20 protein-coding genes and 2 CRISPR repeat arrays are annotated in these 21,876 nt (G+C 39.8%); of the genes, 14 read left to right on the top strand and 6 right to left on the bottom strand.

The annotated features are described in order from the left end of the window. Positions 1 to 59: 59 nt before the first annotated feature. From WKK05_RS37140 to WKK05_RS37120, 5 genes are all read right to left on the bottom strand, one after another. A complete protein-coding gene (locus WKK05_RS37140; RefSeq protein ID WP_341531608.1) occupies positions 60 to 890 on the bottom strand; it encodes a hypothetical protein in 831 nt (276 codons plus the stop codon). A 97-nt stretch (positions 891 to 987) separates the two neighbouring features. After that, positions 988 to 1,176, bottom strand: coding sequence for a hypothetical protein (locus tag WKK05_RS37135; RefSeq protein ID WP_341531607.1), 189 nt, complete (start codon positions 1,174 to 1,176; stop codon positions 988 to 990). A gap of 19 nt (positions 1,177 to 1,195) precedes the next feature. Beyond that, entirely contained in the window at positions 1,196 to 1,393 is a 198-nt protein-coding gene (locus WKK05_RS37130; protein ID WP_341531606.1) for a hypothetical protein, read from the bottom strand. Beyond that, positions 1,386 to 1,727 carry a hypothetical protein gene (locus tag WKK05_RS37125; RefSeq protein WP_341531605.1) on the bottom strand — a complete coding sequence of 114 codons (342 nt, stop codon included), beginning with the start codon at positions 1,725 to 1,727 and terminating at the stop codon, positions 1,386 to 1,388. The genes WKK05_RS37130 and WKK05_RS37125 overlap by 8 nt, the downstream gene beginning before the upstream one ends. A 122-nt stretch (positions 1,728 to 1,849) precedes the next feature. Then, positions 1,850 to 2,893 carry a hypothetical protein gene (locus tag WKK05_RS37120; RefSeq protein WP_341531604.1) on the bottom strand — a complete coding sequence of 348 codons (1,044 nt, stop codon included), beginning with the start codon at positions 2,891 to 2,893 and terminating at the stop codon, positions 1,850 to 1,852. A 201-nt stretch (positions 2,894 to 3,094) separates the two neighbouring features. On the opposite strand from WKK05_RS37120, the gene WKK05_RS37115 reads away from it, so the two are divergent. The 4 genes from WKK05_RS37115 (at position 3,095) to WKK05_RS37100 (ending at position 7,506) form a co-directional block, all read left to right on the top strand. Then, entirely contained in the window at positions 3,095 to 3,508 is a 414-nt protein-coding gene (locus tag WKK05_RS37115; RefSeq protein WP_341531603.1) for a helix-turn-helix transcriptional regulator, read from the top strand. Between the two features lie 119 nt (positions 3,509 to 3,627). Continuing rightward, positions 3,628 to 4,587 carry a hypothetical protein gene (locus WKK05_RS37110; RefSeq protein ID WP_341531602.1) on the top strand — a complete coding sequence of 320 codons (960 nt, stop codon included), beginning with the start codon at positions 3,628 to 3,630 and terminating at the stop codon, positions 4,585 to 4,587. A gap of 487 nt (positions 4,588 to 5,074) precedes the next feature. Continuing rightward, a CRISPR array of direct repeats spans positions 5,075 to 5,687; the repeat unit is 37 nt; unit sequence ATTGCAATTTCATCTACACCCTATTAGGGATTGAAAC. A gap of 179 nt (positions 5,688 to 5,866) precedes the next feature. After that, positions 5,867 to 6,661, top strand: a complete 795-nt coding sequence (locus WKK05_RS37105) for a hypothetical protein (RefSeq protein ID WP_341527844.1) — start codon at positions 5,867 to 5,869, stop codon at positions 6,659 to 6,661. Between the two features lie 5 nt (positions 6,662 to 6,666). Then, complete coding sequence (locus WKK05_RS37100) at positions 6,667 to 7,506, top strand: hypothetical protein (RefSeq protein ID WP_341527843.1); 840 nt, start codon at positions 6,667 to 6,669, stop codon at positions 7,504 to 7,506. Positions 7,507 to 7,822: 316 nt separating this feature from the next. On the opposite strand, the gene WKK05_RS37095 is transcribed toward WKK05_RS37100, so the two are convergent. Further along, positions 7,823 to 8,686: a transcriptional regulator gene (locus WKK05_RS37095; RefSeq protein ID WP_341531601.1), complete on the bottom strand. Its 864-nt coding sequence runs from the start codon at positions 8,684 to 8,686 to the stop codon at positions 7,823 to 7,825. A gap of 181 nt (positions 8,687 to 8,867) precedes the next feature. Between WKK05_RS37095 and WKK05_RS37090 the strand changes: the two genes are divergently transcribed. The 10 genes from WKK05_RS37090 (at position 8,868) to WKK05_RS37045 (ending at position 21,744) form a co-directional block, all read left to right on the top strand. Then, the gene (locus WKK05_RS37090; protein WP_341531600.1) at positions 8,868 to 11,549 is read left to right on the top strand and encodes a CRISPR-associated protein Csc3; all 2,682 of its coding nucleotides are present in this window, start codon (positions 8,868 to 8,870) and stop codon (positions 11,547 to 11,549) included. Between the two features lie 42 nt (positions 11,550 to 11,591). Beyond that, positions 11,592 to 12,647: a type I-D CRISPR-associated protein Cas7/Csc2 gene (gene cas7d, locus WKK05_RS37085; protein ID WP_341531599.1), complete on the top strand. Its 1,056-nt coding sequence runs from the start codon at positions 11,592 to 11,594 to the stop codon at positions 12,645 to 12,647. A gap of 3 nt (positions 12,648 to 12,650) precedes the next feature. Beyond that, positions 12,651 to 13,409 carry a type I-D CRISPR-associated protein Cas5/Csc1 gene (gene cas5d / locus WKK05_RS37080; protein ID WP_341531598.1) on the top strand — a complete coding sequence of 253 codons (759 nt, stop codon included), beginning with the start codon at positions 12,651 to 12,653 and terminating at the stop codon, positions 13,407 to 13,409. Beyond that, positions 13,402 to 15,684 (top strand): type I-D CRISPR-associated helicase Cas3', encoded by a 2,283-nt coding sequence (gene cas3 / locus WKK05_RS37075; RefSeq protein WP_341531597.1) that lies wholly within the window; start codon positions 13,402 to 13,404, stop codon positions 15,682 to 15,684. The genes cas5d and cas3 overlap by 8 nt, the downstream gene beginning before the upstream one ends. A gap of 176 nt (positions 15,685 to 15,860) precedes the next feature. After that, the gene (gene cas6 / locus WKK05_RS37070) at positions 15,861 to 16,679 is read left to right on the top strand and encodes a CRISPR-associated endoribonuclease Cas6 (RefSeq protein WP_341531596.1); all 819 of its coding nucleotides are present in this window, start codon (positions 15,861 to 15,863) and stop codon (positions 16,677 to 16,679) included. Positions 16,680 to 16,702: 23 nt separating this feature from the next. After that, positions 16,703 to 17,296 carry a CRISPR-associated protein Cas4 gene (gene cas4, locus WKK05_RS37065; RefSeq protein ID WP_341531595.1) on the top strand — a complete coding sequence of 198 codons (594 nt, stop codon included), beginning with the start codon at positions 16,703 to 16,705 and terminating at the stop codon, positions 17,294 to 17,296. A gap of 43 nt (positions 17,297 to 17,339) precedes the next feature. Then, positions 17,340 to 18,344, top strand: a complete 1,005-nt coding sequence (gene cas1d, locus WKK05_RS37060) for a type I-D CRISPR-associated endonuclease Cas1d (RefSeq protein WP_341531594.1) — start codon at positions 17,340 to 17,342, stop codon at positions 18,342 to 18,344. Between the two features lie 17 nt (positions 18,345 to 18,361). Beyond that, positions 18,362 to 18,649 carry a CRISPR-associated endonuclease Cas2 gene (gene cas2 / locus WKK05_RS37055; protein ID WP_341531593.1) on the top strand — a complete coding sequence of 96 codons (288 nt, stop codon included), beginning with the start codon at positions 18,362 to 18,364 and terminating at the stop codon, positions 18,647 to 18,649. 209 nt (positions 18,650 to 18,858) lie between these two features. Beyond that, a CRISPR array of direct repeats spans positions 18,859 to 21,118; the repeat unit is 37 nt; unit sequence GTTGAAATTTCATTTACTCCCTATTAGGGATTGAAAC. 66 nt (positions 21,119 to 21,184) lie between these two features. Beyond that, positions 21,185 to 21,352 carry a hypothetical protein gene (locus tag WKK05_RS37050; protein WP_341531592.1) on the top strand — a complete coding sequence of 56 codons (168 nt, stop codon included), beginning with the start codon at positions 21,185 to 21,187 and terminating at the stop codon, positions 21,350 to 21,352. A gap of 116 nt (positions 21,353 to 21,468) precedes the next feature. Continuing rightward, complete coding sequence (locus WKK05_RS37045; protein WP_341531591.1) at positions 21,469 to 21,744, top strand: HU family DNA-binding protein; 276 nt, start codon at positions 21,469 to 21,471, stop codon at positions 21,742 to 21,744. Positions 21,745 to 21,876: the final 132 nt, after the last annotated feature.

The raw sequence follows: 21,876 nt of genomic DNA, 5'->3' as shown, positions 1-21,876 counted from the left end.
TAAAGTGTTATAGAAGTCAGAGATTATAGTTATTGCTGACTCCTATATTCAGAAACGTGTTATATTGCTCCAGCTTTTACTGTTTGCAACTTTTGCATCCACGTCTTAACTGCGGTTAACTCATCAGCTCCTTGTGCTACTGCATCAACAACAAGATTTTGATACGAAGATTGGGCATAATTAGGATGCTCACATTTGTCCGATGACCAAGCTAAACACATGGTTTTGATGAGTTCATCACTCTTTTCTTCAGGTAATAAACTAGGACGATCAACGTCTTGAAACTGCAACCACTCTTTAACTAAATCAACTGGATAATCCAGCAATATACGAATGTTTCGTACTCGCAAATCCTGTGGATGGATTGCTTGAGGAACTACACTAAGTTTCGGTGTTGGTGGAATAGTTGAGGATGTGCCACCTAAGAGAAATTGGATATCATGAATAATGCTTGCCCAATCGATATCTTTACTCCACTCTCTCTTAATTCTGGTTTTTGTTGCAGCATCATAAAGATTGCAGAAAACTGTATTCTTCTCTCCAGCAGTAGCAGCAATAATTAATGGTTTCTCAAAATTCTGAATACATGATGCAGCCAGAAGAAAGCTTTTGGCAAAGTTAGTCTCTACCGAAGTTCTGATAACATAAAGTTCATCGGCGCTGACAACAATCTCAAGTTTGATATTATCCTTGCCTTGAAATTCTTTAGTTATCAATCGCAACTCTGACAAATACCCAGCCAATGCACGTTGAGAAACTGGTATTTTCTTATCTTGATTAATATCAAACTTGTACCAAACGTAAGATTCCCCATTTACTTCTCCCTGATTGACGTACAAGTAAACTGGTTCAGGTGGATTGCAAAGACCTAGTTGAATTTCAGTAGTCATCTTTTTCTTTAGTGTGTAATTGGTTAAGAAGGGAGTATTAACTCTGTATGTAGTAATCACTTGAATGAGCGCTGTTATTCGAGTAATTACTTTTGTACTAATCCAGAATCTTGTTATGTATGCAATTACCTTCTAGCTCGGACTTGAGGTAAGACAGTGCTGCTTGAGCATCCCCTATAGTTAAATTAGGGTGATAGTTGAGTGCTTTGAAATCAGGGTGTATTGCAATCTCGTTCAGAATAAATTTTGCAGCATCAACTAGCGTATGTAGAGGAGGATGAGGCATTTTCAATTGCTCCTATTTGTTAAAATTCTTCAGCAATCTCTAGCAAAAAGCCGTATCCAGTGTTCTGCACTTGGACTAGTTTCTTATCGAGTAGATATTGGATGATAGTTTCCGAAAACTGAATGCGATGTAATGGAGCAGAACCACCAGAACGGCGGAGCGAACGCAACAGTCTAGCTGAAGTACGTTCCACATAATTATCAACAACTTTAGCCATTAGTGAACCCTCCAGTGACTATTGATAACTGTTGTTGTAGGATGGATATTTGACGTTGGTAGAAGTCAATCTCTGCTGTGATTTGTGTGAACAATTCCTGTGGAGAGAGCGGCTGAATTTGACTCTCTTGTAAGTAAGATATTTCGTCAGAGTTGTGATTAGGCATCATGGCATAACGCCAACCGAAACAATTACCAATTCGCAGTTCGCAAGTCGCAATTATCTTTAACTGCGAATTGCGAATTGTGAGTTGCGAATTGCCCTGCTGTGTCCGCTGTTCCAAAGCAAAGCGAGGGTAGTCCCAGTGTCGGGGAATGGATATTGTGGGTTGCATTGTTGTGAGTGGTGAATGAAGGGATGAAGAGGCAGAGGTGCAGAGGAGCGGAGGAGCAGAGGAGAGATGTTGTACAGATTCTTTCCCCTCTGCCCCCCTGCACCCTTGCCCCTCTGCCTCTTCTAGGCTGCTACAGGCTCATACTCCCGTAGCCGTTGCCAGTCTTGGGGGGTCAATTGCTCAAAGGGTAAATCTAGCAGCTGCTCACAGTCAGCCATTTCTGCATCAGTTAAGTCCTCCACCATCGACAGCCACCACACGGCATCTAACGCGGAGTCACAGGGGATGCGCTGTTGGGTTTCGTCTGCTGCTCGTGTGAACCACCAGCCGCCGTTAGTCTGCCCGGCTTCGCCCAGTTTTACGTCGTTGTGGTATATGCCGTCATCAAGGATTTCAAAGCCGAATTTTTCACATTCGGTGCAAATCTGCGCCATTACCTCGTTACCAGTCGTGTAAAGTTCCTCTGGTAACTGCTCCTGTACTGGTAATGTGCCTTGGTAGTACTGCTGCTTGATGTATTCGTAGCAGAGCGCAGGTGTAACGTCTCGGAAAATCTCTTGCCTGTTAATCATTACCCGCCAGTATAAATCTTCGTAGTTGTCGTGGTCGAAGCTGATACTGGCTACCAGATAACTATCAGTATGATAATCACCAATATGTACTTCTTGGTCGTAATAGGAGATTTCTAAAAATGTCAGTTCTTGTCCTTGTGGGATTGGTAGTGTGTTGAGTGTGCCTTGTTTATGATGCCAAGTTATGAAGCGATGGCATCTTGCCCAAGTGTTAGCACGGAATTTCTCTACACCATTTACCATGACTACCCAGCGTTGCGTTAAGTGGCTATCGTCATGGCTGATGCTGGCTATCAGTTGACTACCAGCGTAATATTCGTGATGGTCAAAGGAGATTTCAACGGGGGTGAGTGCTTCGGGTGCAACGGCTTGGGCTTGAGCAGTGATGTAGTTGTCGAGTTCGGTTTGGGCTGTGGTTTGTTCGTCAGTGACTTTCTGAGTCTGAGCGGACTGATGGGCGATGATTGCGTCTACCCAAGTCTCAGCCGCTCTTTTGTCCCCTGCTGGGGTTACGCCGAGTTCTGCGGCAATTCTTTTGAGGTGCGGGATGGTATAGCGCGAGAGGGCTTGCTGGGTGTATTTGGGATAAGTCATAATGAAATCTCCTGTTTTAGGAACAGAGGGCGATCATTTCCAATTTGCGAGAGAGGGGTGATCGCCTTTTGCTATCTATAAATATAGCAGGCTCGCTATATTTATGTCAAGCTTGCATCTTATTTGTTTTCCTTGCTATATTAAGATGAATCACTTTAAGTAAAAAGCGATCTAGCTATAAAAGCGTTAGTGGAGGAAACTATGAGAGTAAGAAAAAGAAAAAAAGACTCTCAAAAGATGATTCGTTGGCGGCTCAGAATATTAATGGCAGAGAAGAAAATCAGCAACAAAGAACTTGCTGAACTTTCAGGTATACATCCAACGTCCATTTCAAAACTGAAAAACGCTGATGAGATTGAGCAGATTAGCGGTAGAGTTTTGAATAATTTGTGTAACGGCTTAACTAAGGCCTATCACGCAAAAGGGGATGAGCGGATCATTACACCTGGAGATTTGTTTGACTACACTTACGATGGCGATGGTGATCCAGGATATGCTGATATTCAATCAGTGACTACAGAAAAACCCAAAAATGGGCATTCACCTAATGCGGGTAAATCAGACAACACTACTGCTCAGGTATTCTGGTTATTACCTAATAAGGAGGCATCATGAATGCTTTTATTTTTACAAAAATTAACTTAGCTGTTTGGCAATCGCAACTATCCACAACACTCAAAATTTATTAGCCATTAACTCTAAGCAAATACCATTAAACCGTAAGAGGTGGAATCATGAGCAAACCACCTTCTAAACGTGAAAAAGCCACCTCAGCCGCATCTAGTGACAACACGCCACCTGCTAGTTCTGCGGAGGATATTTTGGAGCCAGAAGACCCTGCTACAGCAACAATTACCGTTACTGCTGTTGAAGTTCCCGAATTAACCGAGCAGGAAGTTAGCGATCGCCTTCATTTGGAACGCAAGGTAGAACGGGCGTTTTTTGAGGCGGGAAAGGCATTAGCGGAATTGCGCGATCGCAAACTGTACCGTTCAACTCACAAAACCTTTGAAGAATATTGCAAGCAAAGGTTTGGTTACACGCGGATAGCAGCCAGCTACAAGATTGCCGCAGCGACAGTCATGGACAATTTGTTAACCAATGGTTTACAAAAAGAGGAAATAGCTACGGGTGAATTACAGACTCCAAAAATGTTAACCAATGGTTTACAAATTCTGCCGAATAATGAACGTCAAGTGCGCCCTTTGGTTTCTTTAGAGCCGGAAGTACAAAGAGAAGCTTGGCAGAAGGCAGTTGAGGTTGCCGGTGGTAAAGTCCCAAGTGGTAGGATTGTGAAGGATGTGGTGCAGCGCATTATTGAGCGAACCAGAATACCAAACACCTATCAGCTAGGCGAAGTCTGTCAAATTCTTGCAAAGGACAACCCGAAACTCCGAGGTAAGGGCGGTTGTTGGGGCATTGTCAACCACGTTGGAGAATTCAGTTGTACTGTCAAAACCTGGGATGGCGAGTACACAGTTGGGTTGCAGTACCTGAAGTCCTACAACTACCTAGCCCACGAATGTCAGCAGATGCAGGTGATTTGCGATCGCATCAGTCGAGTGTATTCAGACTTACTGGAGGAGACAGTCAAAAATCTGTTGCAGTCGTTGGGGAAATTGAATCGGCCTTATTTAACGGCTGTTGAAAAGAAATTGCTCAGTGTTCTGGAGTTGGAATACGGAGAAAAATGATAACGTGCTAATACTGCTGTAACGCCGCATACCTTTTAAGCCATCGCACATATTGAGAATTAAAGAGAAAAATGATAACGTGCTAATACTGCTGTAACGCTAAATATCTGATGAGGAATTTGGGAGTACCAGCTCTTAAGTTTCTAAAAATGCCACTCAGCTTTAACTAAGATTTAGGAGTGTCTCAGTCTAGTTGCTTGTTATACCTATATCATTATAATCAAGTTAATAACCTGGTAAAAGTAATATTTTATCTGCTAATGCGCGGATGGGTAGGTGTTGAAAATCAGTTTCTGTTAACTGAGGCTGAAATCTTTGCAGGATGAGACTTTTGACAAATCCATCGACTAAAGTACCCGCGCATTTGATCTAGAGAGGGTTTTAGCCATTTGCTTAGTACCAAGTTAGAGTTTTGTATGCTACAATTAGTCCATCCGCGCAACAGAACCTTGAAAACGAAATATAGAGCGTGTTATAGGCTCCTGCGATTGCAATTTCATCTACACCCTATTAGGGATTGAAACAATAAAATCAATTGCCCCAGTAACTATCGAACCAAGATTGCAATTTCATCTACACCCTATTAGGGATTGAAACAAGCGACAGTAGATTGTCTTTTGAACTTTCTTCTATTGCAATTTCATCTACACCCTATTAGGGATTGAAACCATAGCTTTCCACAATCTCCAAAGATATTTCGTAAATTGCAATTTCATCTACACCCTATTAGGGATTGAAACGGATTCCAACTCGTTGCTCTCCTCCCCCAATGTATTGCAATTTCATCTACACCCTATTAGGGATTGAAACCAAAACTTGGGGGAGCTAATTGATATATTCTTTGCATTGCAATTTCATCTACACCCTATTAGGGATTGAAACTTAGCAGAACACATTTAACCGATCGCCCTCTAACCAATTGCAATTTCATCTACACCCTATTAGGGATTGAAACATGGATGAGATTGATTCTTTGATTGCGATCGCAAATATTGCAATTTCATCTACACCCTATTAGGGATTGAAACATTAGCAAAAAACTATCTAAATGATACGAATCAATATTGCAATTTCATCTACACCCCTAGCTATCTAATTGGTATACAAAGCAGGTAAACTGAGGAAAGCACCTAGCAGCAGTAAAAAATTAGTGATAGTAAAGTTGCCTCGCCATCGCCCAGAACGAAAATTCAGTAATATCAAACGAATAGTATTAGAATGTTCACTCATTGAGTGCGTGCATTGTGGGGCAGAATTAGCGCTACGCAGACCAAGACACATGCGTAAAACCATTCAAACAATGGATGGTGCAGTATTTGTGGCAGGCAAGAGTAAAGAATGTACCAATCATAGTTGCACACATTTTGGTAAACATTACTACGCGACTGGCGTGTTAAAATACAGTCTGCCTTACAGTACTTATGGGCTAGACGTGCTGGCATTTATTGGTTGGCAACATGAAAATGAGCATCAACAGTTGGCAGAAATTCGGCGCTTATTAAACCAGCGTGGTGTTGAAATTAACGAAAGCAATGTAGGTAAGCTATACCGTCAATTTCTGGCACTATTGGGTGGAACGATTGCACATACACAGGAGAAATTAGCTGCCACAGCAGTCCATCATGGTGGCTTGATTTGGGCAATAGATGCCTTACAGCCCGAAGGCCACGGAACCTTACTGTATGTATTGTACGAGGTATTAAGCGGTACACCAGTAAGTGGAATTCAGTTACCACAGGCACAGGCACAAAGGTTAATTGAGTGGCTGCAACCATATAAAGAGTTACCGTATAAAGTGCTAGCAACATTGTCAGATGGGGAAAAATCAATCATTGCGGCAATGAATTCAAGTTGGCCAGATGCACCCCATCAACGTTGTCAAGCCCACTTTCTCAGTAATTTAAGTGAAGTGGTGCTGCCATTAGACACAAAGCTCAGACAGCAATTAAAAGCAGATTTAGATGATCTGCCAAAAGTCCCTGAGTACTCAGAAAGAGCCCAACACCCAGGCTCCGAACAGCAGCAAGACAGTCTCCCTTTTTTTCAGGAATCCCCTATTTGTCACGAGACATAGAGTTAATGGCAATCGAATCCCAGATTCGGGCTGCGGTTCGGGATTGTGTCAATCGCACCAGTCGCAAACCTTTTCGCTGGGGCGGTTTAAGCGGCTACCAGCAATTAGAAACTATTGGACAGATACTACGTAGTTTACCATGTCGAGAACTTGATACAGATTATTTGTCTCTCTTGTCAGTATGGATTGACCAAGCCTTAAGTAGCAATCGTTCATTAGCCTCCGACTTAGAAGAAACACACAATTGGTTGCAACGAATTGCAGAATGTTTGCACTATCCTGAACAAACCAGTCCACGCATTGATTGCGCGACCGATGTTACACAAACTGTAAAATTACCTTTAACAAGTTTTCAAGTTCGGCGCGAAATGGAAGAGTTATTACAGCAATTTCAGCCCGACCCTCAACAAAATCCCGCACAGTTTGCCTTGAAGAAAAAGCTACAAAAACTATGGCATAAATACGGTACTGATTTATTGCACTGCTATGACATTCCTGGCTTACCGCCAGATAACTTGAAAATGGAAGCTATGTTTAGCCTTTTGCGTCGCAATCAACGGCGAATTAGTGGGCGCAAATCAACTGCCGAATTACGTGATTTTGGGCAATATCAAGTTCTTTTCTTCGCCGAAAGTGAACAAATGTTGCTGACACAAATTCGGGAAGTGCCTGTAGCGGAATACAACACTCAACGTCGCAGATTAGCAATGGATGAAGCACCCCGTCAACAAAAACATCGCCTTCATCGTCATCCAGTTACCACAATACAAGCTTTAGTCGATCAACATACGGAACTTCTGACTGTGCTTGAGTCTCAAGCCCTGAAATACCAATTAGATAGCTAGGGATCTACACCCTATTAGGGATTGAAACAGCACAATCTAGACAACAATATCCAGGATAAACAGGATTGCAATTTCATCTACACCCTATTAGGGATTGAAACAGTATGTTTGCTTTGCCTAATCTTAGTTCGATAAATTGCAATTTCATCTACACCCTATTAGGGATTGAAACTAACCTGAAACTGGCTAAACGTTCAGGCTCGCATTGCCATTTCAGCTTTTAAACAGCAGTTTTGAATCTCCCACTAATTGATTCTGACGCATTGGCGGAACATCTCCGGCTTTGAGGAGTGAATTATGATGAATATATTTTTCTTTAACTCCTAGTCTCACCATCATACAACTCACATAAAGTAAATAGTTTTTGTTTTAAGCGAGCGCGCAAACTCTCTGGTGATACAATTACGCAATCTTCCCAATAACGTGCAACTTCTCGAATCAGCCAAAACTCGTTTACAACCCGTCGCACAACTTGCCGCACATTTCCAAGAACTTCGTCTTCTAAGTCATCTTCTCTGCGTTGATAGGATTTTACCATCCATCCCCGAAAGTGTAAGTACACTTTTATAGAATCTAATCCCTCTCGCCATTCACCGTTTGCAGGCACAATTGAGCGAATTCGATCAAAGACCAAATTGCGGTTGTGCCAAAGTTCAGGTAGGTCAGGAATCAAATTTTCTACATCCTCTGTTTCTTCACACCAAATCATTAAATAAAAGCGTTTCTCAAAGAAGCGTGGTTCTGCATAACGTACTGTGTACTGTAGTTCTTGCCCTTGGGAGTTTTCATAGAGCAGGTAGAAAGGCTGGCGATTTAAGCGATATTCATCTATTTGGCTTCGCCATGCTTGTATGAGTTTACTTGCTTGCTTGAGTAAGAACTGACGCATTGCAGCATCTAAATTTCCTCGCTCTAGTAAGAGTGTAATTATAGTCTGTGCTTCACCAATAAGACCTGTATCATTAAGGGCTTTGATAGCTTGCTGCAAAGCATTAACCTGGTTCGAGTCAAAGATAAATGGCTTTCCGACCTCTAGGGATTGTTCAGCGATCGCCACTATTAAGCCGGAGACACTGGGGTCTTTACCCCAGGTGATATTGAGGCTGCGGGCTATATTTTCTAGCTTTTCCTTGGCTCCAAATGGGATTGACAGTGTAATCGTATCTTTTTTTCTAGGCATTAGTTAAATGTACTTGCACTTTTAAATTAGTTGTGCCATAGTCATAAATGTAATTATAAATAGTTTGAATGTAAAAAGTGTAGTGATATAACCTGAATCTGTAAGGGTATATTAGTATAAACACTCATCTCAAAAGTTGGCTTGGCAATCTAGACTCGGTTTTGGATCGAAACAACTGTATATGATCAAGTGCAATAGGCTTTTAAATCGTCCTCCTAAAACTTTGGAGGAGCATTATTTTACGAAAATTCGCCCTCAGCTTTACGAAAATCATGCACACCATCATCAGTATGGTGTTAGGAAAGGAACAACTCTTGCAGAACATCTTGACTCTGCTTGTCAGTTCATTTTGACAGTTAGCCGAATAGCACGAGTAGCTGAAGATAAGCGGCCTCTATTACTAGCTGCAACGGCTGTTCATGACCTAAATAAATTAGATACTCAAGAACGAAAAGTAAAAACTTTAGCTAGGGATAAGGATTTTTTAAAACAGCAGTTGGAAAAAGCTTGTGTACTGTGTTTTGTAGTCACAGAAGATGACTTTGAAATAGTTAGAAAGTTAATTGAACGTCATTCAGGCCACAACGTCAGTGATGGAACAAGGTTTTTACCAGAAGATCCGAATATTGAACGATGGGCAGCAATGCTGACTGCTGCGGACTTGTTTGATTTAGGAATTCCTGATGAAAAACGCTTTCGGAAATTAGAAACAGAATTAACTGTTGCTTTTGATAGAAGTTGTAAACTTTTTAGGGTTAGACTATCTGAAGATAAAGGCTATATTACAGCCCTATTGCTGGGTGCTTGCGAAGAGGTTTTACAAAAGTATGGGTTAAATCCTTTAGCAATTTTCCCTGATGGCGAACTTTTTGAAGGGGAAGCTTTAGCAAATGTAGATTTGACAAAAGAAATAGCTGCTGTTTGGCAAAGTAAAATTGACCAAGTTTTTGGGAATAATATCGAAAGACTTGTAAGAGCTACCAACAATGGTATTAAGATTAATCATCAAGCCATTGAACAAAATATTGAAGAAGTATTAGTAAATGTTCTAGCTCTGTTAGAAAAGAAAAAAGCTGCTTATAAATCAGATAAGGTTGCTAAAGATGTAACTAAATGGGGAAATAATGCTGGTGAAGATGCACTAAAGAAAGCGGCTGGACTTGGGTTACTAGCTGTAAGCAATGGAGAAGAGTTTGCCATATCTGAGGGGTTAAAGGCGGCTTACATCAGTTATAGAAAAGCAGAATTAAGTCCTAAAGAAATTTGGGATAAAATTGCTGTTCATACGGGAATATCCGAACAACAAAGGACTGCTCTTGAAGCCTTTGAAGGTCTATATGGGCGACCTTTATTTGCTGCTAAAGCTGCTGTTAAAGGAATTGAGGGCATTAAAGAAGCTCTACAAGAATCTTTCCAACTAAGAAAGGAAAGTACACACATATCTGAAGAAACAGAAGTATCTGAAGAAATGATTGCAGCCGTTAGCCGAATGGTAAATTTACCTTTTGCTATTCGGTTAAATGGAGCTAATGATTTAAATGCTTATGTAGAAGCAAATCCCAGACAAAGATGCTCTTTAGGTTTTACTTCTACTGATATAGATGAGCTAATTTCAGATAATATGCCTCCTGGTACAAAAGTACAAGCTTTTTCTAACCGCTTACCGGGTGGTATCAGTGCTGATCCTAAAAGACAAGCAGATTCAATTGCAGCTTTAGCTTACCAATTAATGGCAGTCGGGGCAAACTTTCCTGCTGTTAAAAAACAATACCCGCTATATTTGCACTTAGCATTACCTAAAGGTTCTGCTCCAGAACTGTTGAGAATTTGGCGTGAACTTTTAAAACAACTTGCAGCGACAAATGCTGAAGGTGGTACTGTCACTATTGATGAATTGAAATTATATAGAGATAATCAGCTTGAATTTAAAGCTAACAAAGTAGTTGGTTTGGCATTACCAAAGCGTCCTGATTTTGTTCATACATCTGTCATTAACCCTTTACTTTGGGGAGATGTTAATAATTCTTTAGCTTTACTAAAATCACTGAGGCTTGCTTTAGAAATTTCCTTGTCTTTAGATATTGGTTTTCCTTTTACCTTGAGTAGCAATCTAGAGGTGGAGTTATCTAGTGACGTTTACGGACGAATAGAGGGAATTCCTTCTGCACTGCAAACTTTATTAGGAAATGGACAATATCAGCAACGCCAAGATGCAGAAAAAATTCTTGAGCGACTACGTTGCATTGGCAAACTTGCAACATCTGTTGCAAGTATTCAGAAAGCTGATGATTGTTTGTATGATTTGGCTCGTGCTTGTGTCAGACCAATTGAACTTTATTATGTCTTGCTACGTTGGACTCTGCGAGAACAAGACGAACCAAATTTGAGTGTTATTTGGAGTCGCATTTGTGAACCGTTAAATACTTTACTGGAGAGCTTTATGCCGGATGAAAACTCACTCTTAACTAAATATCTTAAAGAAGCTGCTCAAGTTGCAGCACAAGCAAACCTTAAAGGAAGTTCTTTCAAACGTACATCTTTAGCAGAACCATTTACTGCTTTTACTTCAGCAGTTCGTTCACATAAATCTTACATGGATTTGGAGTTTATGTTTGCTGCCTTAGCTCAAAAATATCATAATCGCCTAGATCGTATCCGTGAATATCGCGTAGGTGCAACAAAATATGAACAAGTTAAGGAATATTACGAAGTTTTGAAAAAACTTTATCAAGAAGTTTACCAAGGTCGTCCTGAGAAACTTCTGTCTGACCAAAGAAATCTTGAGGCAGCATATTTATTTTTTTGGCAAGAAGCATATCAACAACTACCAAAAAATAAATCTGAAGATGATTCTGAAGATTAATAAATCAAATCTCACACAAAAGTAATTCATTAGGAGATAATTATGTCACTTGAAAAACTTAACAAAGTTATTGCTGATGGTTACGAAAACTTCCCTAAAGGTAGGTTTATTTCTTTAGTAGTTTTGAGAACAACTCATTCTGAAACAATCTTTCGTACGGAAGGTTCTGGTGAACCAATGTCTAGCGAGTTTGTACAAGCTGGATTAACTAATGAAACTATTATTCCTCGGTTAGTGATGACGAAGCGCAAACAAATAGCACCAGAACGTAGATACGGACGCGAATTTTTACGATCACATAATCTTCTATACACCAAAACAGTTAAGGAACAGGGAGAGATTATCTGTTCATTGAACACAAATAAGCCTTGCGAAATGTGTATAGATTGTTTCCTCTACGGTTTTGCTGCTGGTGGTGGTGGCGCACAGAAAAGTCGCATTTGGACTGAAGATGCTTTTAGTGTTTTACCTGCTAACGATATTTTAGGCATTCGGACAATAAACGCAATATATGAAAATGGTACGATGCGTTTAAAAAGAGCAGAAGATACAAAGGCATCACAATCTCTTGTACCAGATGGCGAATACATCAAACCAGGAGTTCATTTTTTAGATGTAGTAACTCTGAAAGATGTAACTGCGGATGAACTGCGTTATGTCATTGGAAATATTCTTTTTACCAGTCGTTATGGTGCTGTTTCCAGTCGTGTAGGAAGAATGGAAAATCAAATATTAGGTATTTTTGGCAGTATTACAGAATTGCCTAGTTCTTTGGAACTTGTACAAGCAACCTATGATGCGTTAGGTGATGAACCAGTAGAACATCCTTTAAATATTAATCGAGTCATTAGAATCAGCAAACAAGTAATTACACATTGGGAAAACAGAAGAGGAGTTTCTGTGCAACTATCTGACGAAGAATTAACAAATTTAATTACTGATGTAGAAACCCAATGGTCAGAAGATCAACGTGATACTTTTCTAAAACGATTAAGCCAATCTTATGAACCTTTCCGTCAGGTTACACCTGAGAAAAATACGGAGAAAAGCAAAGGCAAAGGTAAAGGCAAGAATACACCAGTTGAAGTAGAGATTTAGGTTATGTCAACAATTCCTTTTCAGCAGGCAAAACTTGTTGAATTATACTGTCTTGAACCAGTGTTTTTTGCCTCTAGGGAGTTGTCTGATACCTATTACACTGAGGGGGTAATTGGGAATTATGCTCTTACCTATGCTTTAGGTAGAGTAAATTCCCCCTATCGCCTCCAAGGTCAGGCTACCGGACGACCAACCTACAAAGAAGATTTACAACCCATAGCGCAGGATTTTTATATCTTACCAGCTTCACCAGTAGGTAGTGTGACATTCAGATTTGAACGTTTCAATGCTCTTTCTGATTCTTACTGGTATGCAATGACTAATAACCGTGTTGCTACGGCGCGGGAAGATTTACCATTACAACGCCAAGGGAAAAAACCAAGTTCATTTAGACCGAGTAATTTTCCGCAAACTGGAAGACTACGGATGATTGAACGCAGAAACAAATTTCAAACTTTGGTATTTGGAAATAATCAATTACCCAATTATATTCGCCTTGGTAAATTCATGAGTAAAGTCAAGGTGAATGTGCTTAATGAATTTCCTGTGATTTTACTACCAGAAGGTGAATATCAAAGTCAACACTATCTAAATGCTGCTGATTTACCCCAGCAAATAGAGGCTTTAGCGTTCGATTTAATTTCTATCCCTCCTGCACCCATCATTAAAAATCTTCGTTTTCGGGGTGCTGCTTGGCAACTTGGAGAAATGGTTGTACCAGCAGGTTTAAAATTTTGCGGCAGAGAAAGTAACAATGAGTAATCAAAGATTAGTTATCAGATTAGAACCGCGCAGTATTTCAGCTTGTGCATCTTTGCCAGGTGAACTATCTTTCATGAAAAATGCACTTCAGCATCAAGTTGATGTATTTGAACAATCTAAGGATGCAGATATTATCCTTGATTTAGCACCAACTGGTACAGGTAAAACCAATGCAGGACTCACAGTATTAAAACATCAGCCAAATAAAAGTGCTGTTTACATTGCTCCAACAAATGCTTTAATTCAACAGCAAACAGAAGCGGCAAAAAAGTTTGTTAGTGATGCTAACTTACCCCATATTATCAAATCAGCTTCAGCTAAAGATATTAAAAGCTGGTCTAACGATAAAGTTGGCAGTCGTTCGGGGGAGAAGCTGTATAATGTTTTGCGGAATCCAGCTACAGTTTTTCCTGATGTTGGGGCTAATACACCCATCATTTTAGTCACAAATCCTGATATCTTTTACTATGCAACTTTCTTTGCATATAATCAGCTAGATAGAGGTAATATTGCTAGTGGTTTTTACACCAAATTTTCTACAGTCATTTTTGATGAATTTCACCTATACGATGCGAAACAGTTAGTAGGAATGCTGTTTTATCTGGCATATTCTCACGTTTTTCGCTTTTTTCAGAACGGACGAAAGATAGTATTACTCACAGCTACACCAGAACCAGCTTGTGAATTAGCATTAGAAAGTTTAAAGCAAGCTGGTGTGAAGATAGCGAGAATTGATGGAGAATTAGGTAATAAGAATTTTTTGCCATCACAAACAGCAGTTAATCTGGAATTAAGACCTAAGCCAGAAAGTAAGGAAGAGTGGTTAGCAGAATTAACAGCAGAAGTCGTCCAACGTTTTCGAGAAAGGCCTAATGAAAATGGTGCTGTAATCCTTGACTCTCTTGATAATATTAATCGTCTATCAACTTTGTTAAGACAGCAAGGACTTGGTGATTACATCGGACGCATTACAGGCCCTACACCCAAAAAAGATAGACAAAGGGCTATGCAATGTAAAATTATTTTAGCTACTAGCACAGTAGATGTAGGATTTAATTTTGAAAGACATCCTGAACCGAAACGGCAAAACTTAGATTGGTTGATTTTTTCAGCGCGCGATCGCGCTGCATTTTGGCAGAGAATTGGTAGAGTAGGGCGTGTTTTGGGTAAATCTGAAGCTAACATTGACTCAGAGGTTATTACTTATTTACCTGCTAATGCATGGAAGGAAGGCTTAACTTCTCTTGACACTACTGGAGGACGTACAGCACTCAAAGAAATGGTTGATAACCTTCCATGTTTGGATAAGCCTTTTTTGACAGCCTATTGGCGTTCAGAAGCATCTTTAGAAATTGCGCGTCCTCTGTTGGAACTGGAAGAAGTTTTTGAAAATTTACCAGATGCAGAATTGGTTCCTAAATTGTTTAATACGTTAAAATCTGTTCTGGAAGGTAAACGTAATTGGGAATATTACCGCCACAGAATGAAAGTTTTACGCGGCGCGGAAAATATAGCTAAAGAATCTTTAGATAATTTAAAAACAGGCTGGAAATATCTTAAAGGTGGACAAGCTTTCGTAAAAACCTATATTAAGATAAAATCCCCTGAAGAGTGGGATGATTTACAATCTGGACGTATAAAATTAGATGTATACGAGGATGTTTTTAAAGAAGATGATGATTTAGTAACTGAACTAAAAGAATTTGCTAAGGTTTTTAGTACCAGCTATACTCCGTTATTTAGTTTTCGCTATAGCCTATTGGACAGCCTTCCTATTCGTGATCCTTACAATTTAGTCACAGATGAATTTGGAGAAACACAATTAGATCCTTTTCATTTATTGCGTTATTACGAATTTGCTCAAAATGGTAATTTTATCGAAATCACCAGCCGTGCTACTGAAACTTATAAACTTAGCTTTAGAATGCGTTATCTTGGTAGCAGGCAGGAGTTTGCTAATACAGAGTTAAATAAGCTAACAGCTTTTAAAAATTGTAAAATTGTCCGTAGTATTGGAGAAGCAGTACGCCCGACACCAGAATTACAGGCATTATCAAAATATCTATTACCAGGAGTAATTATTTGTCCTCGGACTAATGCTGCTGCTCTTTTCCAATTACATAAACAAGGAATTGTTTCTTATCCTATAACTACTGTTTGTAATGATGGCGAAAAAGCATACGAAATTTTAGCAGGGTTGTCAGGAATCTTAACAATGGCAACGAAGTTTAAACAGTTACATCTCCCAGATGATGAGGTTTTTATTGCAGGATGATTGAATAGCTTATACAGCAATTTACAAGTAAGTAAGGCATAATATCTAGGTTTATTAGGCTGATATAAAGGTTAATGTTACTCTGAATCATAAATTCTAAATATTTATTTACTTATGATGTTGCTTAAACTCAATACCAAATACTAGCAAACTCTACTTTACCAAGATTAAGAAGTATGCCCCATAGTCTCGTACTTAATATAATTCCTCAGTCTCCCATATACCCTGAATTTTTAACTGGCAGGCACTACCACGCTTTATTTCTAACCCTAATCAGTTTTGTCGATAAATCTTTGGGAGACTATTTACACTCCTCTAACGCAGATAAAGCTTTTACTCTCTCACCATTGCAAATCCAACAAGAATATAAGCAAAATCATCATACTTTGCAATTTAGTTATCAAAAACCTATCACGGCTGGTACTCCTTGCTGGTGGCGTATCTCTCTGCTTGATGACAGTCTATTTAAAAGATTAACTCCACTGTGGTTTAATCTTAACCCAGAACACCCTTGGCATTTAGGTTCGGCCAACTTACACATTACTAGTATTCAAGGTACACCACAATTAACGCAATCTTGGGCTAATGCTTGTACCTATACACAACTTTATGAAAAAGCATCAGACCGCGAGCGCAATTTGAACTTTAGCTTTGCAACACCTGTATCTTTCCGTCAAGGAGGATATGATACTGTCCTCCCTGTTAAAGAATATGTGTTTAATAGCCTTCTTAGCCGTTGGAATAAATATAGTGGAATTGAGATTGCTAGTATTCCCCTTGAGTCAGTTTATCCAAGCGCTTTTAATATCAACACTGAAGTTGTTAGTAACTATGAGAGTAAGTTTATAGGTTGTGTTGGTGGAATTAGCTATCGAATGCTGGGGAATGTTGAAGCATTAGCAATTAAACGCATAAATGCATTGGCTGACTTTGCACTATACGCAGGATTAGGGCGTAAAACAACAATGGGGATGGGAATGGTACGCCGATTGTAAATTTGTAATTTAACCTGAAACTGATGAATGACACTGATTATATTTCTATCGCAGCCTTAAATCAATATGCTTACTGTTCACATCGCTGCTGGCGAATGTTTTGTGCAGGCGAGTTTATTGATAACCAATACACAATAGAAGGTACAAGTTTACATGAGCGAGTTCATACAGTTGGAGAAGCAAATCGGGAACAGACTTGGCAAATCAGAGCAATTTGGTTGAAATCAGATAAATATAAGCTGATTGGCAAGTCAGACTTAATTGAATCAGAAAATGGAGAGTGGTATCCAGTAGAGTACAAACGGGGACGTAAAAGCGAGTGGGACAATGATGAATTGCAAGTCTGCGCTCAAGCCTTATGTTTAGAAGAAATGACGGGTCAATCAATTAGTACTGGTTACATTTACTATGCACACTCTCACCAACGCCAACTAGTTGAAATTTCAGAACAATTGCGCCAGAGTGCGATCGCGACTATTGAAGCTGTTCAAGCATTGCTATTAACAGGTGCAATGCCAAAAGCCATTAAAAGTAAGCGTTGTGATGGATGCAGTCTATATTCACATTGCCTGCCACAAGCTGTGGAAAAAGTAGGACGCTATAAAGAAGCTAGTTAATCGGAAGTTTGTAAACACTAACAAATAATTTTGGGATGCAACTATGGGTACAGTATACGTAACTCAAGAAGATGCTTTTATTGGGAAAGTAGATGAGCGACTACACGTCAAATTTGAGAAAAAGACGATTTTAGATGTACCACTAATTAAGGTAGATGGTGTTGTAGTTTTAGGAAGAGCTACGGTTTCACCTGCTGTGATATCTGAATTACTGGAGCGGCATATACCTGTTACATTTCTCACAGAAACTGGTCGTTACTTGGGAAGGATAGAACCCGAAGTAACTAAAAATATTTTTGTGCGTAAAGCCCAATGGCAAGCAGTAGGTGAGTCAGCCCAAGCAATTCATGTTGTACAAAGCTTTGTGCGTGGGAAGCTGAAAAACTACCGAAATGTGCTTATTCGTCGTCAACGTGAATGCTCAGGCTTAGATTTATCTAAGAATGTAACAGGTTTAGAGCAGGCAATCGCACCAATTGATACTACAAAAAACATTAATTCGCTGCGTGGTTTAGAAGGTGCTGGAAGCGCGGCTTATTTTGGTTGCTTTAATCAGCTGATTCGGGCTACAGAATTTACTTTTAACAAGCGTATTCGGCGACCACCAACAGATCCTGTTAATTCTTTACTTAGTTTTGGTTATTCCTTGTTAAAGCATGACATTCAAAGTGCAGTCAATATTGCAGGATTTGATCCATATTTAGGATATTTACACTGCGAACGCTATGGCAGAGCATCATTGGCATTGGATTTAATGGAAGAGTTTCGCCCCTTAATAGTAGATGCAGTAGTATTATCTACGTTAAATAAACAGTTGTTAACAACAGCAGATTTTCTCACAGAACCTTTGAGTGGGGCAGTTTCATTAATCCCAGAAGGACGAAAAAGATTTTTGCAGCAATATACACAAAAGAAACAATCCGAATTTAAACATCCTGTACTAGGGCGCAAATGTAGTTATCAGGAAGCGTTTGAAATTCAAGCTAGACTCTTGGCGAAATACTTAATGGGTGAAATTGAGAAATATCCCCCACTGGTTTTGAAGTAGATACTGGAGAGGTTGAAATGAATGTTATTGTGTCCTACGATATTTCAGAAGATAAGCGCCGTACCAAAGTTCACAAGGTTCTCAAATCCTATGGGCAGTGGGTACAGTACAGTATATTTGAGTGTCAACTGAGTGATACTCAGTATGCAAGGTTGCGTTTGCGTTTGAATAAGTTAATAAAGCCTGAAAGCGATAGTATCCTCTTTTACTTCCTATGTGCTTGCTGCCTGGGTAAAGTTGAACGTATCGGTGGTGAAAAAATTCGTGATGACACTATTTTCTTTGCTGAGTGCGCGGATGGGTAGATGTAAAAACGAGATAGAGTAAAAGGAACTTCAAATTCAATCGCTGTAAGGGTTTTGGAAAAATAGTTAACAAAGCATCCGCGCACCTTATACAGCCTAGCTTTTAGCTATTTTCCTCAATCTCTATCTAAGTTTTTCATGTTATGATTAGCTCATCCGCGAAACAGAACCTTGAAAACATAATAAATAACGTGTTTTGGGCTTCTGCCGTTGAAATTTCATTTACTCCCTATTAGGGATTGAAACTTGATATTTTTCCAGAGAGCGATCGCACTTATCAGTTGAAATTTCATTTACTCCCTATTAGGGATTGAAACACATTTTTGGCGTAACTAGTTCTATTGCAGAGATGGTTGAAATTTCATTTACTCCCTATTAGGGATTGAAACCTTGAAATCAATGTCGGACTGATCGCACAAATAAAGTTGAAATTTCATTTACTCCCTATTAGGGATTGAAACCACTGCATTAGGTCGCCGTTGGCGGAAATCCAGGTTGAAATTTCATTTACTCCCTATTAGGGATTGAAACTTATTTGAGCGAACAACTGGGCTACGGGAAGGTTGAAATTTCATTTACTCCCTATTAGGGATTGAAACAGCACAATCTAGACAACAATATCCAGGATAAACAGGTTGAAATTTCATTTACTCCCTATTAGGGATTGAAACTTTTCCATCCTTCCCGTCTTTTCCTGGTATTCCTTGTACGTTGAAATTTCATTTACTCCCTATTAGGGATTGAAACGCTTAATACCATCAGCACCATTAACAATACAAGGAGTTGAAATTTCATTTACTCCCTATTAGGGATTGAAACCGTGATTTGCGATCGCGCAACCATCTCCCACAGAGTTGAAATTTCATTTACTCCCTATTAGGGATTGAAACATAAACCATATCTGGTGTTGATGAACAGTACACACGTTGAAATTTCATTTACTCCCTATTAGGGATTGAAACAGCTAGGGACTACTCAAGCTGTAACCAGTAAATTTGTTGAAATTTCATTTACTCCCTATTAGGGATTGAAACGCTGCAATTTCATCCTCAGCCCTGTCACCGATAAGTTGAAATTTCATTTACTCCCTATTAGGGATTGAAACAAAATCCAGCGCAGAGGAAACAAGCTTTGGCTTAGAGGGTTGAAATTTCATTTACTCCCTATTAGGGATTGAAACAACCGACTCAACTCGACCAACAAAACTGGATACGTTGGGTTGAAATTTCATTTACTCCCTATTAGGGATTGAAACATAGTTCATCATGTCCGTAACTTTCATTGGGGGAAGTTGAAATTTCATTTACTCCCTATTAGGGATTGAAACTTGATATGTATTTCATAATCAGATAAATATCGCTGGTTGAAATTTCATTTACTCCCTATTAGGGATTGAAACAAGTTTCGAGAATTAAAAACCTCTGATCCATGTTGAAATTTCATTTACTCCCTATTAGGGATTGAAACATGGTTAAGCCAGCTTTTGTCTCTCCAGAAGAACAGTTGAAATTTCATTTACTCCCTATTAGGGATTGAAACGTTAATGTTGCGGTGGCTTTCCTTGTACACAGGGAGTTGAAATTTCATTTACTCCCTATTAGGGATTGAAACGCAATTGTTCGAGATGGGAAAGAAACCGCGATCGCGTTGAAATTTCATTTACTCCCTATTAGGGATTGAAACGATAAGGCTTAGACTTTGGCTTGTGGGGCTTGGGTGGTTGAAATTTCATTTACTCCCTATTAGGGATTGAAACTTTGTGAGGAAATGACCTGTCCTTCTGCTTTTCTGGTTGAAATTTCATTTACTCCCTATTAGGGATTGAAACAAAGGAAATTGCGATCGCGTCTTCGCAGGGAAGGTTGAAATTTCATTTACTCCCTATTAGGGATTGAAACCTCTTTGCACCAAGCATGAGATTTTGCTTGTAAAGTTGAAATTTCATTTACTCCCTATTAGGGATTGAAACTGGCAGGTTAACTTGTGCGGAAAAACAGCAAAAAGTTGAAATTTCATTTACTCCCTATTAGGGATTGAAACAATATCATCTAAAGCATCGACTAAGGATGCTTTATGAGTTGAAATTTCATTTACTCCCTATTAGGGATTGAAACGGGCTTAGCAACATAAATACCCTCGGACGCAGGTTGAAATTTCATTTACTCCCTATTAGGGATTGAAACCTATCTAGGGTATCGTGACTTATGAAGGTCGCAGTTGAAATTTCATTTACTCCCTATTAGGGATTGAAACTTTTAACACTTCTGGAGTCAACCGAATTCCTTTTTTGTTGAAATTTCATTTACTCCCTATTAGGGATTGAAACCGCCTTCGCCGCTTTTTAGAGTCCCAAGAGTGGGGTTGAAATTTCATTTACTCCCTATTAGGGATTGAAACAACCTCTAAGTATCCCCTAGAAACACCCCAGTTACGTTGAAATTTCATTTACTCCCTATTATTGGACAATTGCAATAACTTTATTTCCCTTCCTAATTCCGCAGCAAATCACCCGCAAGGTTATGGAAAGCCCTGCTGATGTGGACTTTGGGATTGCTACTGGTCGCTCCCATAGTAAACCTTGTGCAAAGCCGCAGAAATCGCCTGAAAAAAGCGCAAACTGTAGATTGGCTGTTCGACTACAGCAGATGCTCTCCTGAAACTCAACTGGCTGTACCCATCAATTCAAAGTCGCCACAGCAGTAGTCATGCATTGTTAATTTTCGTATGCTGAGTGATTGTTAATCCTTTTCCCCCTTTTCTCACAGAAGTTAGTCATGGTAGAGTAAATTTCCTTTACTTGCAATACTTCAGGGTAATTTATGAACAAAGGCGAATTAGTGGATGCTGTAGCAGCGAAGGCCAACGTCACAAAGAAGCAAGCTGATGAAATCATCAGTGCTTTTTTAGAAGCCGTGACCGAGGCTGTAGCAAATGGAGAGAAGGTAACGCTCGTTGGCTTTGGCTCATTTGAGCGACGCGAACGCTCCGAACGCGAGGGGCGTAATCCCAAAACCAATGAGCCAATGACTATCCCGGCTACCAAAGTACCTGCGTTTTCTGCTGGGAAGCTGTTCAAAGAAAAAGTAGCACCATAGATGCATTGCTTTGCTACCAGCATCAATCACTGCTCCCGCTGTCGCGCTCGATTTTCTCAAGGCAGCGTGGGGCAACAGCGGGGGACGTGGGTCTTGGATTGCAGATGTTAGACAAGTGCGCTCGCTCTCTGC

This window comes from Nostoc sp. UHCC 0302 (assembly GCF_038096175.1).
Classification (GTDB): Bacteria; Cyanobacteriota; Cyanobacteriia; order Cyanobacteriales; family Nostocaceae; genus UHCC-0302.
The sequence above is the reverse complement of the archived record's forward strand: the minus strand, read 5'-3'. Positions and strand labels throughout refer to the sequence as shown.